Annotated in this window: 17 protein-coding genes; 16 read left to right on the forward strand and 1 reads right to left on the reverse strand. The window is 74.8% G+C overall.

Annotated elements, in window-relative coordinates:
- Positions 1-605: 605 nt before the first annotated feature.
- The 8 genes from infB to larE all read left to right on the forward strand — a co-directional run bounded on the left by infB (position 606) and on the right by larE (position 7,745).
- Positions 606-2,441: a translation initiation factor IF-2 gene (gene infB / locus MY526_RS25675; RefSeq protein ID WP_436695723.1), complete on the forward strand. Its 1,836-nt coding sequence runs from the start codon at positions 606-608 to the stop codon at positions 2,439-2,441.
- Between the two features lie 32 nt (positions 2,442-2,473).
- Positions 2,474-2,827 carry a DUF503 domain-containing protein gene (locus MY526_RS25680; RefSeq protein ID WP_436695724.1) on the forward strand — a complete coding sequence of 118 codons (354 nt, stop codon included), beginning with the start codon at positions 2,474-2,476 and terminating at the stop codon, positions 2,825-2,827.
- 97 nt (positions 2,828-2,924) lie between these two features.
- A complete protein-coding gene (gene rbfA, locus MY526_RS25685; protein WP_436695725.1) occupies positions 2,925-3,422 on the forward strand; it encodes a 30S ribosome-binding factor RbfA in 498 nt (165 codons plus the stop codon).
- Positions 3,419-3,664 (forward strand): hypothetical protein, encoded by a 246-nt coding sequence (locus MY526_RS25690; protein WP_436695726.1) that lies wholly within the window; start codon positions 3,419-3,421, stop codon positions 3,662-3,664. Before rbfA ends, MY526_RS25690 begins: the two co-directional genes overlap by 4 nt.
- Positions 3,661-4,662: a DHH family phosphoesterase gene (locus tag MY526_RS25695; protein ID WP_436695727.1), complete on the forward strand. Its 1,002-nt coding sequence runs from the start codon at positions 3,661-3,663 to the stop codon at positions 4,660-4,662. The genes MY526_RS25690 and MY526_RS25695 overlap by 4 nt, the downstream gene beginning before the upstream one ends.
- Complete coding sequence (locus tag MY526_RS25700; protein ID WP_436705370.1) at positions 4,659-5,960, forward strand: MATE family efflux transporter; 1,302 nt, start codon at positions 4,659-4,661, stop codon at positions 5,958-5,960. Before MY526_RS25695 ends, MY526_RS25700 begins: the two co-directional genes overlap by 4 nt.
- Positions 5,957-6,871: a tRNA pseudouridine(55) synthase TruB gene (truB, locus tag MY526_RS25705; protein ID WP_436695729.1), complete on the forward strand. Its 915-nt coding sequence runs from the start codon at positions 5,957-5,959 to the stop codon at positions 6,869-6,871. Before MY526_RS25700 ends, truB begins: the two co-directional genes overlap by 4 nt.
- 22 nt (positions 6,872-6,893) lie before the next feature.
- Positions 6,894-7,745, forward strand: a complete 852-nt coding sequence (larE, locus tag MY526_RS25710) for an ATP-dependent sacrificial sulfur transferase LarE (protein WP_436705371.1) — start codon at positions 6,894-6,896, stop codon at positions 7,743-7,745.
- Here larE and larB read toward each other — a convergent pair.
- Complete coding sequence (gene larB, locus MY526_RS25715) at positions 7,736-8,407, reverse strand: nickel pincer cofactor biosynthesis protein LarB (RefSeq protein WP_436695731.1); 672 nt, start codon at positions 8,405-8,407, stop codon at positions 7,736-7,738. The genes larE and larB overlap by 10 nt on opposite strands.
- A 50-nt stretch (positions 8,408-8,457) precedes the next feature.
- On the opposite strand from larB, the gene MY526_RS25720 reads away from it, so the two are divergent.
- From MY526_RS25720 to dapB, 8 genes are all read left to right on the forward strand, one after another.
- On the forward strand, positions 8,458-8,796 hold the full coding sequence (locus MY526_RS25720; RefSeq protein WP_436695732.1) for an antibiotic biosynthesis monooxygenase family protein: 339 nt from the start codon (positions 8,458-8,460) through the stop codon (positions 8,794-8,796).
- A gap of 123 nt (positions 8,797-8,919) precedes the next feature.
- Positions 8,920-10,059: a branched-chain amino acid aminotransferase gene (locus MY526_RS25725; RefSeq protein ID WP_436695733.1), complete on the forward strand. Its 1,140-nt coding sequence runs from the start codon at positions 8,920-8,922 to the stop codon at positions 10,057-10,059.
- A 20-nt stretch (positions 10,060-10,079) separates the two neighbouring features.
- Complete coding sequence (locus MY526_RS25730) at positions 10,080-11,039, forward strand: bifunctional riboflavin kinase/FAD synthetase (RefSeq protein WP_436695734.1); 960 nt, start codon at positions 10,080-10,082, stop codon at positions 11,037-11,039.
- Between the two features lie 140 nt (positions 11,040-11,179).
- A complete protein-coding gene (gene rpsO, locus MY526_RS25735; RefSeq protein WP_012949947.1) occupies positions 11,180-11,449 on the forward strand; it encodes a 30S ribosomal protein S15 in 270 nt (89 codons plus the stop codon).
- A gap of 250 nt (positions 11,450-11,699) precedes the next feature.
- Complete coding sequence (locus tag MY526_RS25740; RefSeq protein ID WP_436705372.1) at positions 11,700-13,979, forward strand: polyribonucleotide nucleotidyltransferase; 2,280 nt, start codon at positions 11,700-11,702, stop codon at positions 13,977-13,979.
- Positions 13,976-15,349 (forward strand): M16 family metallopeptidase, encoded by a 1,374-nt coding sequence (locus tag MY526_RS25745; protein WP_436695736.1) that lies wholly within the window; start codon positions 13,976-13,978, stop codon positions 15,347-15,349. Before MY526_RS25740 ends, MY526_RS25745 begins: the two co-directional genes overlap by 4 nt.
- Positions 15,349-15,717 (forward strand): VanZ family protein, encoded by a 369-nt coding sequence (locus MY526_RS25750; protein ID WP_436695737.1) that lies wholly within the window; start codon positions 15,349-15,351, stop codon positions 15,715-15,717. The genes MY526_RS25745 and MY526_RS25750 overlap by 1 nt, the downstream gene beginning before the upstream one ends.
- Positions 15,718-15,771: 54 nt before the next feature.
- A complete protein-coding gene (dapB, locus tag MY526_RS25755) occupies positions 15,772-16,572 on the forward strand; it encodes a 4-hydroxy-tetrahydrodipicolinate reductase (RefSeq protein WP_436695738.1) in 801 nt (266 codons plus the stop codon).
- Positions 16,573-16,876 lie beyond the last annotated feature (304 nt).

Below are 16,876 nucleotides of genomic sequence, written 5' to 3' on the forward strand. Positions count from 1 at the left end.
CCCCGCGGCCGGGCAACACCCCGTTCAGCAGTGCGCCGCGTCCGGCGCCGTCCGGCGGCGCGGCGCGCCCCGGTCCCGGTGCCCCCGGCCCCCGGCCGGCGGCCGCCGGTCCCGGTGGCCCGCGTCCGGGTCCCGGTGCCGGTCCGCGTCCGGGTCCCGGCGGTCCCCGCTCGGCTCCCGGTGCGGGTGGCCCCCGCCCGGCTCCCGGTGCGGGTGGTCCGCGTCCGGCGGCCGGTCCCGGTGGCCCGCGTCCGAACCCGGGCATGATGCCGCAGCGCCCGAGCCCCGGCATGATGCCGCCGCGGCCGGCCGGTGGCGGCCGTCCCGGTGCCGGCGGGCCCGGCGGCGCAGGCCGTGGCCGTCCCGGTGGTGGCCCCGGTGGCGGTGGCGGTGGCGGTGGCTTCCGTCCGGGTGGTGGCGGCGGTGCCCCCGGCGCCGGCGCGCCCGCCGGTGGTGGCTTCCGTGGTGGTGGCGGCGGCGGCGGTCGTGGCCGCGGTCGCGGTGGTTCCGGTGCCGGCACGGCCGGTGCCTTCGGGCGTCCCGGCGGTCGCGGACCGGTCCGCGGTCGCAAGAGCAAGAAGCAGCGGCGCCAGGAGTTCGACTCCATGGCGGCACCCAGCATGGGTGGCGTCTCGCTGCCGCGCGGCAACGGACAGACCGTCCGCCTGCCGCGGGGTGCGTCGCTGACCGACCTCGCCGAGAAGATCGGCGCTCAGCCGGCCGCGCTGGTCACCGCCCTGTTCCACCTGGGCGAGATGGTCACCGCGACCCAGTCGGTCAACGACGAGACGCTGCAGCTGCTCGGTGCCGAGATCGACTGGGTCATCCAGGTGGTCAGCCCCGAGGACGAGGACCGCGAGCTGCTCGAGACCTTCGACCTCACCTTCGGCGACGAAGAGGGCGAGGAGGGCGACTGGGAGTCCCGTCCGCCGGTGGTGACCGTCATGGGTCACGTCGACCACGGCAAGACCAAGCTGCTCGACGCCCTGCGTCACAGCAACGTGGTCGCCCGCGAGGCCGGCGGCATCACCCAGCACATCGGCGCCTACCAGATCGTCACCGAGCTGGAGCACAACGAGCGGCCGATCACCTTCATCGACACCCCGGGTCACGAGTCGTTCACCGCGATGCGTGCCCGTGGCGCGAAGGTGACCGACATCGTCGTCCTGGTCGTGGCGGCCGACGACGGCGTCATGCCGCAGACGGTCGAGGCGCTCAACCACGCCCAGGCCGCCGAGGTGCCGATCGTGGTCGCGGTGAACAAGATCGACAAGGAGGGGGCCAACCCCGCCAAGATCCGGCAGCAGCTCACCGAGTACGGCCTCGTGGCCGAGGAGTACGGCGGCGACACGATGTTCGTCGACGTCTCCGCGACCACGCGGCAGGGCCTCGACGACCTGCTCACGGCGATCCTGCTGACCGCCGACGCCTCGCTCGACCTGCGCGCCAACACCGAGCAGGACCCGCAGGGCGTGGTCATCGAGGGCAAGCTGGACAAGGGCCGCGGCCCCGTCGCCACGGTGCTCGTCCAGCGCGGCACGCTGCGCCAGGGCGACTCGATCGTGGCCGGCGACGCCTACGGCCGCGTCCGGTCGCTGCTCGACGAGCACGGCACCAAGCTCAAGGAGGCCCTGCCCTCCCGGCCGGTGCAGGTCGTCGGGCTCACCTCGGTGCCGCGCGCCGGTGACACGTTCCTCGTCGTCGAGGAGGACCGGGTGGCCCGGCAGATCGCCGACCGCCGCCAGGCCCGCATCCGCAACGCGCAGAACGCCTCCATGCGCAAGCGGATCAGCCTCGAGGACCTCGACGCGGCGCTCAAGGAGACCCGCCAGCTCAACCTGATCATCAAGGGCGACAACTCGGGCACCGTCGAGGCGCTCGAAGAGGCGCTGATGAAGATCGAGGTGAGCGACGACATCTCGCTGCGGGTCATCCACCGCGGCGTCGGCGGCATCACCAAGAGCGACATCGACCTCGCGCTGGCCGACGACGTCATCGTCCTGGGCTTCAACGTCCGGGCCGAGGGTCAGGCCACCGAGCTGGCCAACCGCGAGGGGGTGGACGTCCGGTACTACACGGTCATCTACCAGGCCATCGACGAGATCGAGGCCGCCCTCAAGGGGATGCTCAAGCCGGTCTACGAGGAGGTCCAGCTGGGCACGGCGGAGGTCCGCGAGGTCTTCCGGGTGCCCAAGATCGGCAACGTCGCCGGTTCGCTGGTCCGCAGCGGCACGATCGTCCGCAACTCGAAGGCCCGGCTCCTGCGCGACGGTGCCGTGGTCGCCGACAACCTGTCGGTGGAGTCGCTCCGCCGCTTCAAGGACGACGCGACCGAGGTCCGCGAGGGCTACGAGTGCGGTATCGGCCTGGGGTCGTTCAACGACATCAAGGTCGACGACGTGATCGAGACCTTCGAGATGCGCGAGATCCCGCGCGACTGAGGTAGCTGAGGCGGCCCCTGCAGGTGAGTCCGTTGGCCCTCCTGCAGGGGCCCGCCGCGTGCGTGCGAGTGGCGGGTGGCAGGAGGGTCCTCATCTTCACCGGCACGCTCAGCGCCGACCTGCTGCTCGGTGACGTCCACTCGCTCAAGGGCAAGCGCGCCGTCGTCCGGCCGATCGTCGCCGAACTGCGGCGCCGCTTCGCCGTGGCCGCCGCCGAGGTCGGCGACCAGGACCTGCACCGCCGCGTCCAGGTCGGGGTGGCCACCGTGGCCGCCGACGCCGGCCAGGTCGCCGACGTGCTCGACGCCTGCGAGCGGTTGCTGGCCGAGCGGCCGGAGGTGACGCTGCTCTCGACGCACCGGCAGCTGTTCTCCGACACCGATTGAGGAGCCCTGCCCCCGGCTCGGAACCGGCCGAGGCCACCGGGGGCCAGATCCCACCGTCCGTTCGGCGTCCCCTGGACGCCCCGACCCAGGAGGTCCGATGGCCGACCCGGCCCGCGCCCGCAAGCTGGCGGTGCGCATCCGCCAGATCGTCTCCGCCGCGATCGAGATGCAGATCAAGGACCCCCGGCTGGGCATGGTCACCGTCACCGACACGCGGGTGACCGGCGACCTCCGCGAGGCGACCGTCTTCTACACCGTGTACGGCGACGCCGCCGCGGTCGAGGACTCCGCGAAGGCACTGGCGTCGGCGACCGGCGTGCTGCGCTCCGCGGTGGGGAAGCAGACCGGGATCAAGTTCGTCCCGACGCTGACCTTCGTCGCCGACCACGTGCCCGACACCGCCCGCGAGCTCGACGCCGCGCTGGAGCGGGTCCGGCACGCCGACGCCGAGCTCGCCCGGATCCGGGAGGGCAAGGCCTACGCCGGCGAGCCCGACCCGTACCGGCACCCGGCCGAGGACGACGACGACACCGACGACCTCGGAACTGCCGATGACGTGGTCGACGTGCCCGCCCGGACCAGGAGTGCCTCGTGAGCGAGAACGACCCGGACCCCCGCCTGCCCGACGAGGGGCAGGGCCGCTCGCAGCTCGGCGGGCGCGACGTCCCCGACTCCGGCGACCCGACCCAGGGCGGCAAGCAGGGAGCGATCGGCGACGCCCCCAGCATCACCTCCGACGAGCCGGACGCCGCCGACTCCGCCTACCCGGTCGGCGGGGGCAAGGTGACCGAGGAGCAGGACGCCCCTCCGGTCGCCGACCCCGGTCCCTCGGCGTGACGATCGCGATCCCGCCGGGCACCGAGCTGACCGACCGCGCCGCCGCCGTCCTCGCCGAGGCGGCGGCGTCGTCGGCCACCGTGGTCCTCTCCGGTCACGTGCAGCCCGACGCCGACGCGCTGGGCAGCACGCTCGCCCTGGCCGAGGGCCTCCGTCGCCGCGGAGCCCGCGTGCTGGCCACCTTCCCGGAGCCCTTCGTGCTGCCCGCCTCACTCGCCTGGCTGCCCGGTGCCGAGGGGCTGGTGCCGTCGTCGGACGTGCCCGGCTCCCCGGACGTCTTCGTCAGCCTGGACGCCGCCTCCCCGGGCCGGCTGGGTGAGCTGGCGGTCCTGCTGGAGCGCGCCGGGACCTCCGTCGTCGTCGACCACCACGCCAGCAACCCGGGCTTCGGGGACGTGCGCGTCGTCGACCCGGCCGCACCGGCGACCGTCGCGCTCGTCGCCGACCTGCTCGACGGGCTCGGCGTCAGCCTCGACGAGCGGCTGGCCACCTGCCTCTACGCGGGCCTGGCCGCCGACACCGGGTCCTTCCGGTTCGGCAACACCCGACCCGACACCCACGGTCTCGCCGCCCGGTTGCTGGCGACCGGCATCGACCACGCCGCGATCAGCCAGCGGCTGTTCGACACCGCGCCGTTCGGCTGGCTGGGCCTGCTCTCGGTCGTCGCCGGCCGGGCCGTGCTCGAACCCGACGTCGGCGCCGGCCTGGTGTGGACCTGGTCGAGCACTGCCGAGGCCGCCGAGCACGGCCTGCCGGGGGAGCAGCTCGAGGCGCTGGTGGACGTCGTCCGCTCCACGCAGGAGGCCGACGTCGCCTGCGTGCTCAAGGGGCAGGACGACGGCTCGTGGTCGGTCTCGTTGCGCTCGCGCGGCGCCACCGACGTCGCCCGCGTCGCCGTGGCCCTGGGCGGTGGCGGCCACCGCGCCGCCGCGGGCTTCACCTCCGCCGCGGACCGCGAGACCACGGTGCGGCGCATCCGGACCCAGCTCGAGGCGTGACCCGCCCGCCCTCGGTCCTCGCGCTGGCGGCGCCGGCCCTGGTCGTGCTGGCCGCGGAGCCGCTCTACCTGCTGGTCGACACCGCCGTCGTCGGCAACCTGGGCACGGTCGCGCTGGGGGGCCTCGCCGTCGGCGGCGCGCTGCTGGCCTGGGCCGCCGCGCTGCTCAACTTCCTCGCCTACGGCACGACCGCCCGCGCCGCCCGCCGGGCCGGGGCCGGTGACCGGGCCGGCGCGGTCGCCGAGGGCGTGCAGGCCACCTGGCTGGCCCTGGCCCTGGGCGGAGCCGTGCTGCTGGTCTTCCAGCTGCTGGCCGGCCCGCTGACCCGGGTGCTGGCCGGCGGTGCCGGGCCGGTCGCCGCGGCGGGGGAGACCTGGCTGCGCATCGCGAGCCTCGGGGCACCGCTGCTGCTGGTCTCCCTGGCCGGCAACGGCTGGCTGCGCGGCGTGCAGGAGCTCCGCCGGCCCATGCGCTACGTGCTCGCCGGCAGCCTGGTGAGCCTCGTGCTCTGCCCCCTGCTGGTGCACGTGGCCGGCCTGGGGCTGCCCGGCTCGGCGGTCGCCAACGTCGCCGGCCAGGCGGTCTCGGCCGCCCTCTTCGTCCGCGCCATCCTGCGGGAGGACGTCGGCCGGCGGCCGCGCGCGGCGGCGCTGCGGGCCCAGCTGGTCATCGGCCGCGACCTGCTGCTGCGCGCCGCCGTCCTGCAGCTGGCGTTCCTGGTGGCCACCGGCGTCGTGGCCCGCGCCGGCACCGCGGAGCTCGGCGCGCACCAGATCGCCGTCCAGCTGTTCTTCTTCCTCGCCCTGGTGCTCGACGCCTACGCGATCGCGGCGCAGACCCTCGTCGGCCAGGCGCTCGGCGGCGGCCGCCTCGCCGACGCCCGCAGCACCGCCCGGCGGGTCAGCCTCTGGGGGCTGGGCACCGGGGTGCTGGTCGCCGCCGTGCTCCTGGCGCTGCGGCCGGTGGTCCCGCCGCTGTTCACCGACGACCCCGCGGTCGTGGCCGAGGCCGGCGTGGCGTGGTGGTTCCTCGCCGGCATGCAGCCGCTGGCCGGCGTGGTGTTCGCGCTCGACGGCGTGCTCATGGGGGCCGGCGACGTCGGCTACCTGCGCACGGTGACGATCGGGGCGGCCCTCGTCGGCTTCGTGCCGCTGTCGCTGCTCGCCGTCCCGCTGGGCTGGGGGCTGGCCGGGGTGTGGGCCGGGCTCACGCTCTTCATCGCGCTGCGCCTGGTCGCCGTCCTGGTGCGGGTGGCGGGCGACCGGTGGCTGACCGCACCTGACACGGTGACGGTGTGAGCCGACGCCCCGACGCCGACGTCCCCCCGGGCCTCCTGCTGGTCGACAAGCCCGGCGGCGTGACCTCCCACGACGTCGTCGCGCGCGCCCGCCGGGTGCTGTCGGTGCGCCGGGTCGGGCACGCCGGGACGCTCGACCCGATGGCGACCGGTCTGCTGGTCCTCGGTGTGGGCGCCGCCACCCGGCTGCTCGGGTACCTCGGCGGCCACGACAAGACCTACGAGGCCACCATCCGGCTGGGCCAGGCGACGGTGACCGACGACCGCGAGGGCGAGGTGCTGAGCACCACGTCCGCCGCCCACCTCGACGACGCCGCGGTCGCCGCCGCGCTGGCGGCGCAGACCGGGCCGCTGCTGCAGGTGCCCTCCTCGGTGAGCGCGGTCAAGGTCGCCGGCCGGCGGTCCTACGACCGGGTCCGGGCCGGCGAGGAGGTGGTGCTCGAGCCGCGGGCGGTCACCGTGCACCGGCTCGACGTGCACCGCGTCTCCCGGCCCACCCCCGAGCTGGTCGACGTCGACGTGACGGTCGGCTGCACCGCCGGCACCTACGTCCGCGCGATCGCCCGCGACGCCGGCGCCGCCCTGGGCGTCGGGGGCCACCTCGCCGCACTGCGCCGCACCGCGTCGGGACCGTTCGCCGTCGACCGGGCCGCGCCGGTGGAGGAGGCGGCCGCGGCGCTGGCCGGCGCCGGGGGACCGGGCGTCCTCGGCCTTCCCGACGCCGCCCGCCTGGTCTTCCCCGAGCGGGTGCTCACCGCCGACGAGGCGCGCGCCCTCGGCCACGGCCAGCGGGTCCCCGCCACCGGCACGCCCGGCCTGCACGCCGCGATCGACGGCGACGGCCGGCTGGTCGCCCTGGTCGAGGACGCCGGTCCGACGGCCCGGGTCGCGGTCGGCTTCCCGCCGGGATGACCGGCGTGGCACCGTGCCTCCCGTGACGGACCTCGACGGGCGCCTGGCGGCCCTGACGGCGCTGCTCGCGCCCCTGCCCGATGTGCTCGTGGCCTTCTCCGGCGGGGTCGACTCCGGCACGCTCCTGGCCGCCGCCGCGCGGACGCTCGGGCCCGGCCGGGTGGTGGCCGCGACCGCCGTCTCGCCCAGCCTGCCCGCCGCCGAGCGCGCCGCGGCCGCCGACTTCGCCGCCTCCCTCGGGGTGCGGCACGAGCAGCCGCGCACCGACGAGCTCTCCCGGCCCGGCTACGTCGCCAACGCCGGCGACCGCTGCGCCTTCTGCAAGACCGAGTTGGTCGACGTCCTCGCGCCCCTGGCCGCGCGCCTCGGCATCGCCGACGTCGTCACCGGCACCAACGCCGACGACCTCCGCGCCGGCTTCCGGCCCGGCATACGGGCGGCCGCCGAGCGGGGTGCCTGGGCGCCCCTGGCCCGGGCCGGCCTGACCAAGGACGACGTCCGCGCCGCCGCCCGCCGCTGGGGGCTGCCGCTGGCCGACAAGCCCGCCGCCGCCTGCCTGGCCAGCCGGATCGCCTACGGGGTGCCGGTGTCGGCCGAGCGGCTGGCCCGGGTCGAGGCCGCCGAGTCGGCGCTGCGGGGCGCCCTGGTCGCCGCCGGCGTGCCGGTCCGGGACCTCCGGGTGCGCGACCTCGGGGCCGTGGCGGGCCGGGACACCGCCCGGGTCGAGGTGGACGCCGCCGCCGTCGCGGCGCTCACGGACCGGCCCGAGGTGCTGGCCGTGGTCATCGGGTTCGACCGGGTGGAGGTCGACCCCCGCGGGTTCCGGTCGGGGTCGATGAACGAGCTGCTGCCGGACCCGGTCCGCTACCGCTGACGGCTGCGCACGATGCGCGCGGCGGCCACCCCGGCGCCGAAGCCGTTGTCTATGTTCACCACGAGGACCCCGGGCGCGCAGGCGGTGAGCATGGTCAGCAGCGCGGCCAGCCCCTCGAACGCCGCGCCGTAGCCCACCGACGTCGGCACCGCGACCACCAGCCGGTCGGTCAGGCCGGCGACCACGCTGGGCAGGGCGCCGTCCATCCCGGCGACGACGACCACCGCGTCGGCCGCGGCGAGGTCGGGGACGACGGCCAGCACCCGGTGCACGCCGGCCACGCCGACGTCGTCGACCCGCCGGCTGCCCACGCCGGAGGTGGCGAGGGTGAACGCCACCTCGGCGGCGACCGGGCCGTCCGACGTCCCGGCGGTGAGCACCACCACCTGCCCGACGGGCGCCGGCAGCGCCCCGACGGCCACACAGCGGGCCTCGGGATCGACGACGGCGTCGGGCCAGCGGGAGCGGACGGCCTCCCTCGTCGCATCGTCCACCCGCGTGGCCCACGCGGTCCCGGTGTCCGCCAGGAGGGCGGCGAGGCAGGCCACCGTCTGCTCCGGGGTCTTCCCCGCGGCGTAGACGACCTCCGGCGTGCCGGTGCGTGCCGCGCGGTCGGGGTCCAGCCGGGCGAAGCCGAGGTCGGTCGTGCGCGTGGCGTCCACGGAGCCAGCATGGGGGATTGACCCTCCGCCGGGCCGGGAAGGGGAGGGCCATGAGCGTCGTCAAGATCAACGCGATCACCGTGCCGCCGGACAAGCAGGCCCGCTTCGAGGAGCGCTTCCGCGGGCGGGCGGGTGCGGTGGAGGAGACCCCGGGCTTCGAGTGGTTCGAGCTGCTGCGGCCCCAGGAGGGCACCGACCAGTACCTCGTCTACACGCGCTGGAGCAGCCAGGAGGCCTACGAGGCGTGGCAGTCCAGCCAGGACTTCGACCGCGCCCACTCCGGCGGCGGCGACACCCTGGCGCCGGCCGCCGCCACCTCCAGCCACCTGTGGAGCTACGAGGTGCTCGAGTCCGCCGGCCCGAAGGCCGGCCAGGGGCAGCAGGTCTGACGGCGGGGCGGGCCGGCGGCGGTCGTCGTCGGCCCGCTGCCGGGCCGGGCTAGGGTGGACCAGCGGGCCCGGCAAGCCGTCGGGCGCCGCCCGTTGATCCCTGCACGCCGCAAGGTGGGAGCCATGACCGACACGCTCGCCGACAGCCGTACCTCCTCCCGGGTCTTCTCCGAGGGCGTGCCGGTGGTCGTGGAGGACGTGCGGCGGCGCCCTGCGGCCGAGCGGGACGCGCTGCTGGCCGACCCCGGCTTCGGCCGGTACTTCACCGACTCGATGTTCGTCGCGCGCTACCGCGCCGGTGAGGGCTGGTACGACGCCCGGCTGACCGCGTACGCGCCGCTGCAGATGGACCCGGCCACGGCCGCGCTGCACTACGCCCAGTCGATCTTCGAGGGGCTCAAGGCCTACGCCCAGCCCGACGGCAGCGTCGCCACCTTCCGGCCCGAGGCCAACGCGGCCCGCTTCGTCCGCGGTGCCCGGCGGCTGGCGATGCCGCCGGTGCCCGAGGAGGCCTTCCTGGCCGCGGTCGACGCGCTGGTCGACGCCGACCGCGACTGGGTCCCCACGGGCCCCGACCAGACGCTCTACCTGCGGCCCTACCAGCTGGCGACCGAGCCGTTCCTCGGCGTCCGGCCGGCCCACGAGTACCTCTTCCTGGTCATCGCCAGCCCGGCGGGCGCGTACTTCCCGCGCGGGGTCCACCCGGTGTCGGTCTACCTGTCCGAGGACTACATCCGGGCCGCTCCCGGCGGGACCGGCGACGTGAAGTGCGCCGGCAACTACGCCGCCAGCCTGCTGGCCCAGGAGCAGGCGATCGAGGCCGGCTGCGACCAGGTCGTGTGGCTCGACGCGGTGGAGAAGCGCTACGTCGAGGAGATGGGCGGGATGAACCTGTTCTTCGTCCTCGGCTCCGGCGACGACGCTGAGCTGGTCACGCCCGAGCTGACCGGCACCCTCCTGCCGGGCATCACCCGGGACTCGCTCATCACCGTCGCCCGCGAGATGGGGCACCGGGTCACCGAGCGGCGGTTCAGCGTCGACGAGTGGCGGGCCGGCGTCGCCGACGGCACGGTCACCGAGACCTTCGCCTGCGGAACGGCGGCCGTGATCACCCCCGTCGGCGAGGTGAAGGCCCGCACCGGCGACTTCGTGGTCGGCGACGGCGAGCCCGGGCCGCTCACCATGGCGCTGCGCGGGCACCTCCTCGACATCCAGCACGGCCGGGTGCCCGACACCCACGGCTGGCTGCACCGGGTCGCCTGAGCGCGGGGCGGGAACCGGCATTGCTCCGCTGGCGCGGGCTGGAGGCCACCCCGGCTGACCTCGGCCGGACCGTGGTCACCGTCGGGATGTACGACGGCGTCCACCGCGGCCACCAGATGCTGATCGGCACCGCCGTGGAGCGGGCGCGGGCGATGGGCCGCCCGTGCCTGCTCCTCACCTTCGACCCGCACCCCTCCGAGGTGGTCCGCCCCGGCTCGCACCCGGCGATCCTCACCTCGATGGACCGCAAGGCCGAGCTGGTCGCCGCCCTCGGGGTCGACGCGATGTGCGTGCTGCCGTTCACGCAGGACTTCATGCGGCTGTCCCCGGAGACGTTCACCCACACGGTCCTGGTCGAGCGGCTGCACACGGCGTCGGTGGTGGTGGGGGAGAACTTCACCTACGGGCACCGGGCCGCGGGCACCGTCACCACGCTGACCCAGGAGGGCCGCCGGTTCGGCTTCAGCGTCGAGGGGGTGGCCCTGACGGGGGACACCTCGGCCGACGGCGAGATCACCATCTCCTCGACCTACATCCGGGCCTGCGTGGCGGCCGGCGACATGGTCCCGGCGGCCCGCGCGCTGGGCCGGCCGCACCGCATCGAGGGCGTCGTCGTCCGGGGGGACCGCCGCGGCCGGGAGCTGGGCTACCCGACGGCGAACGTGGAGTCCCCGCCGTTCACCGCGATCCCCGCCGACGGCGTCTACGCCGGGGCGCTGGTCATCCGCGACCCCCGGACCGGAGCCACCCGCAGCACCTCGCCGGCCGCCATCTCGGTGGGGACCAACCCCACCTTCCAGGGGACCCGCCGGACGGTCGAGGCCTTCCTGCTCGACTTCGAGGGCGACCTCTACGGCGAGCACGTGGGCGTGGAGTTCGTCCAGCGGCTGCGCCCGATGCTCGCGTTCTCCGACGTCGGCGAGCTGGTGGCCGCGATGGACCGGGACGTCGCCGAGACCCGGTCGGTCCTCGGGCTGTGACACCGCGGTCCTCCGGCGTCCCGGGGACCGTCCGACGCCGGTGTGTAACCTTGGGGGGACGTCGGCATCCCCGACGTGTGTGCAGCCTGCCCCCGTGACCCAGACCGGGGGCCACACGTGACCTGCCCAGGAGGCCGTCCATGGCGCTCGACAGCGCGACCAAGCAGCAGATCATGACCGAGTACGCCACGGTCGAGAAGGACACGGGTTCGCCCGAGGTGCAGGTCGCGATGCTGACCCGCCGGATCAGCGACCTCACCGAGCACCTCAAGCAGCACAAGCACGACCACCACAGCCGGCGGGGCCTGCTCCTGCTGGTCGGCCGTCGTCGCCGGCTGCTGAACTACCTGGCGAAGACCGACATCAGCCGGTACCGCTCGCTCATCGAGCGGCTCGGTCTGCGCCGGTAAGCACGACGAGGGGACCGTCCCGCCGGGACGGTCCCCTCTCTCGTCGGGCACCCGCCCCACGAGACCCCCGGCCTCCCGAGCCGGACCCCCCACGCTGGTCGGTCCTCGGTAGTGGCCCCCGGGCATGCCCCTCCCCGCGGAGGGGAACCCCTCCCGTGGGCTTCGATCGAAGACCGGTCACCCCGGGCGCAGTTCGGCGCAGGACGCCACGAAGAGGACGTCGCCGCATGCGACGTAGGAAGAGGACGACGTGTCCGCACCCACCACCCAGAACACCACCGCGGCCGAGTTCGACCCCGAGGACGGGGTCACCACCGCCACGGCGGTCATCGACAACGGCAGCTTCGGCAGCCGCAGCGTCACCTTCGAGACCGGTCGCCTGGCCCGCCAGGCCGCCGGCTCGGTCGTCGTCACCACGGGCGACACCATGCTGCTGTCGGCCACCACGGCCGGCCGCCAGCCCAAGGAGCAGTTCGACTTCTTCCCGCTGACGGTCGACGTCGAGGAGCGGATGTACGCCGCCGGGCGCATCCCCGGCTCGTTCTTCCGCCGCGAGGGCCGCCCGTCGGAGGACGCGATCCTCACCTGCCGGCTGATCGACCGCCCGCTGCGCCCGACCTTCGCCAAGGGCCTGCGCAACGAGGTCCAGGTCGTCATCACCGTCCTGTCGCTGGACCCCGACCACCTGTACGACGTGCTGGCGATCAACGGCGCCTCGGCGTCCACCCAGCTCTCCGGCCTGCCCTTCTCCGGGCCGGTCGGCGGCACCCGCGTCGCGCTGATCAACGGCCAGTGGGTGGGCTTCCCGACCCACACCGAGCTGGCCGACGCCGTCTTCGACATGGTGGTGGCCGGTCGCGTCCTCCCGGACGGCGACGTCGCGATCATGATGGTCGAGGCCGAGGCCACCGAGAAGACGGTCCAGCTGGTCGCCGGCGGCGCCCCCGCCCCGACCGAGGAGGTCGTCGCGCAGGGCCTCGAGGCCGCCAAGCCGTTCATCAAGGCGCTGTGCGAGGCGCAGAGCGCGCTGGCCGCCAAGGCCGCCAAGCCGGTCGCGGAGTTCCCCCGCTTCCTCGACTACCAGGACGACGTCTACGCCGCCGTCGAGTCCTTCGCCGCCGGACGGCTCGCCGAGGCGCAGGCCATCGCCGGCAAGCAGGACCGCGAGGCGGCCACCGATGCGCTCAAGGACGAGGTCAAGGCCGCGCTGGCCGGCCAGTTCGAGGGCCGCGAGAAGGAGATCTCCGGCGCCTTCCGCGCGCTCACCAAGAAGGTCGTCCGCCAGCGCATCCTGCGCGACAAGGTCCGCATCGACGGCCGCGGGCTGACCGACATCCGCCCGCTGTCGGCCGAGGTGGAGGTCGTGCCCCGCGTGCACGGCTCGGCGCTGTTCGAGCGGGGCGAGACCCAGATCCTGGGCATCACCACGCTGAACATGCTCCGCATGGAGCAGCAGCTGGACACGCTCTCGCCCGAGACGCGCAAGCGGTACATGCACAACTACAACTTCCCGCCGTACTCCACCGGTGAGACCGGCCGGGTCGGCTCGCCCAAGCGCCGTGAGATCGGCCACGGTGCGCTCGCCGAGCGGGCGCTGCTGCCGGTCCTGCCCGACCGCGAGGAGTTCCCCTACGCGATCCGGCAGGTGTCCGAGGCGCTGGGCTCCAACGGCTCGACGTCCATGGGCTCGGTCTGCGCCTCGACCCTCGCGCTGCTCAACGCCGGTGTGCCGCTGAAGGCGCCGGTCGCCGGCATCGCGATGGGCCTGGTGTCCGACGAGGTGGACGGCAAGACCGAGTACGTCGCGCTGACCGACATCCTCGGCGCCGAGGACGCCTTCGGTGACATGGACTTCAAGGTCGCCGGCACCAAGGACTTCGTCACGGCCCTCCAGCTGGACACGAAGCTCGACGGCATCCCCTCCGACGTCCTCGCCCAGGCGCTGACCCAGGCCCGCGCGGCCCGGCTGCACATCCTCGACGTCATGGGCGAGGCCATCGACGGCCCCGACGAGATGAGCCCCTACGCCCCACGGGTGACCACGGTGCGCATCCCGGTCGACAAGATCGGCGCGGTCATCGGCCCCAAGGGCCAGATGATCAACGCGATCCAGGACGAGACCGGCGCGGACATCACCATCGAGGACGACGGCACGATCTACGTCGGCGCCTCCGACGGCCCCTCGGCCCAGGCGGCGGTGGACCGGATCAACGCGATCGCCAACCCGCAGATGCCGAAGGTGGGCGAGCGCTTCCTCGGCACCGTCGTGAAGACCACGCCGTTCGGCGCCTTCGTCTCGCTGCTGCCGGGCAAGGACGGGCTGGTGCACATCAGCAAGCTCGGTGCCGGCAAGCGGATCGCCAAGGTCGAGGACGTCGTCAACGTCGGCGACAAGCTGCAGGTCGAGATCACCGACATCGACGCCCGCGGCAAGATCAGCCTCGTGCCGGTCGCGGCCGAGGGCGACGGCTCCGGCGACGCCGCCCCGGCGGCCGAGGCCCCGGCCGAGTCCGCTCCCGCGGAGGCGTGAGTACCGAGCAGGCCGTGACCGGGGCCGGGACGGGCGCAGCGACGCCCGTCCCGGCCCCGGCCGGTGTCGGGCAGACCGTCGTCCTCGACGTCGACGAGGTCGGCGGCCGGGTGGAGCGGACCGTGCTGCCCGGCGGCCTCCGGGTCCTGACCGAGACGATGCCCGGCGTGCTGTCGGCGACCGTCGGCATCTGGGTCGGCGTCGGCTCCCGTGACGAGACCGATCCCGTGGCGGGCTCCTCGCACTTCCTCGAGCACCTGTTGTTCAAGGGGACGGCGACCCGGAGCGCGCTGGAGATCGCGACGGCCATGGACGCCGTCGGCGGTGAGATGAACGCGTTCACCGCGAAGGAGCACACCTGCTACTACGCGAACGTGCTCGCCAGCGACCTCCCGCTGGCGATGACGCTCCTCGGGGACCTGGTCACCGACGCGCTCAACACCGCGGCCGACCTCGAGTCCGAGCGCACGGTGGTGCTCGAGGAGATCGCCATGCGCGACGACGAGCCCGCCGACGCCGTGCACGACCTCTTCGCCGAGACCCTGTTCGGCGACACCGCGCTGGGCCGCTCGGTCCTCGGCACGGTCGAGTCGATCGAGGGCCTGACGCGCGAGGACGTCGACGGCTGGTACCGGCAGCGCTACGTCGTCCCGTCGATCGTGGTCACCGCGGCCGGCCGGGTCGACCACCGGCAGGTCCTCGACCTGGTGGCCGCCGCCTTCGGTGACCGGCTCTCGGGACCCGGGGCACCGGCGCCGCTGCGGCGCGGCGAGCCGGCCGGTGCCACGAGCCCAGCGCGGCCGACCGGCCTGATCCGGCGGCGCACCGAGCAGACGCACCTGCTGCTCGGGTCGGTCGGCATCGGCCGGCTCGACGACCGGCGCTACGCCGCGGCCGTCCTGGAGACGGCGGTGGGCGGGGGCATGAGCTCGCGGCTGTTCCAGGAGATCCGGGAGAAGCGGGGCCTGGTCTACAGCGTCGGGTCGGCCCTCACCCACTACGCCGGCACCGGCGCCTTCTCCGTGTACGCGGGGTGCTCGCCGAAGCGGGTGCCCGAGGTGCTGCGGCTGGTCCGCGAGGAGCTCGCGCGCGTCGCCGCCGACGGGCTGACGGCCGAGGAGGTGGCCCGCGGTCGCGGCCAGCTCAAGGGCGGCCTGGTCCTGGGCCTGGAGGACACCGGGTCCCGGATGAGCCGGCTGGGCAAGAGCGAGCTCTCCTACGGCGAGTACCTGTCGGTGCGCGAGGTGCTCGACCGGCTGGACGCCGTCGACGAGGCCCAGGTCCGCACCGTGGCGGCCGACCTGCTGACCCGGGAGACCTGCCTCGCGGTCGTCGGGCCCTACCGCGAGTCCGAGCTCGACCGGCTCTGATGCGCCGTCGCGGGCCCGCGCTCGCCGTCCACGGCGCGCTGTCGCGCGGCGTGTTCGCCGTGGCGGTGCTGGTCTCCCTCGCCGTGCTGTTCGCCCCGGCGGACGACGTCCCCGCCGCGCCGCCCGGCGTGGACAAGGTGGTGCACCTGGTGCTGTTCGCCGTCCTCGCGGCGAGCGGACGATGGGCCGGCATCCGCGCCCGGGTGCTGGCCGCCCTGCTGCTGCTCTACGCGGCGGTGAGCGAGGTGGTCCAGGGGCTCACCCCGCTGGAGCGGTCGGCGTCCGTGGCGGACTGGGTGGCCGACGCCGTCGGCGTCCTGGCCGGGCTGCTCGCGTGGGCCGGCCTGGAGCGGCGGTCGCGGCGCTGACCTGCGGGCTGCCTTGCATCCGCCGGTCCGGCCGGGAAACCTGACCCTGTGACCGTGAGCACCCCCACCACCGACCAGCAGGCAGCGACGGAGACGACGGGCGAGGGTCCCCGCCTCGCGGTGGGCGTCCTCGGTGCGCGGGGGCGCATGGGCACCGAGGTGGTCAAGGCGGTCAACGCGGCCGACGACCTCGAGCTCGTCGCCATGGTCGACTCCGGGGACTGGCTGTTCGACCTCGCCAACGCCGGCGCGCAGGTCGCCGTGGACTTCACCCGTCCCGACGTCGTCATGGACAACATCCGGTTCTGCATCGACAACGACATCCACTGCGTCGTCGGGACCACGGGGTTCGACGAGGCCCGGCTCGCCACCGTCGCGGAGTGGCTGGAGCCCAAGCCGGAGCTGGGCGTGGTCATCGCGCCGAACTTCGGCATCGGTGCGGTGCTGCTCATGCGCTTCGCCCAGGAGGCGGCCCGCTTCTTCCCCTCGGTCGAGGTGGTCGAGCTGCACCACCCGAACAAGGTCGACGCCCCCTCGGGGACGGCGGTCCGCACCGCCCGGCTGGTCGCCGCCGCCCGCCGGGCCGCGGGCATGCCGCCCTCGCCGGACGCCACCACCGACTCGCTCCCCGGCGCGCGCGGCGCCGACGTGGAGGGCGTCGCCGTGCACGCCGTCCGGCTCACCGGCCTGGTCGCGCACCAGGAGGTGCTCATGGGCTCCGCGGGGGAGACGCTGACCCTGCGGCACGACTCCTACGACCGGGCCTCCTTCATGCCGGGGGTCCTCCTGGCGGTCCGCGAGGTCCGCGGGCGGCCCGGCCTGACGGTCGGGATCGAGGGCTTCCTGGGCCTCTGACGAAGGACCCCGTCCTCCCCACCCTTCGCCGGCTCAGGGCGGGCCCCGGGACGGGGCCGGGTGTGACGGGGGACGCCCCTCGCCGAGTTGCACGCCCCCGCGGGAGGTCGTGTATGGTTCTCTACGCGCCGGACGGGGCCGGGAGGCCCGGCGGACAGCGCCCCCCGGGGTGCGGAGATCCGAGAACGGCGTACAGTAGGTCAAAGCCGCCAGGGACGAAGCCCGCGAGGGTCTGGTCGTTGCGCGTCCGCTCCTTGAGAACTCAACAGCGTGCCGAAAGTCAGTGCCAAGTAACAACCCCTTT

The sequence above is a fragment of the Geodermatophilus sp. CPCC 205761 genome (genome assembly GCF_051383655.1).
Classification (GTDB): domain Bacteria; phylum Actinomycetota; class Actinomycetes; order Mycobacteriales; family Geodermatophilaceae; genus Geodermatophilus.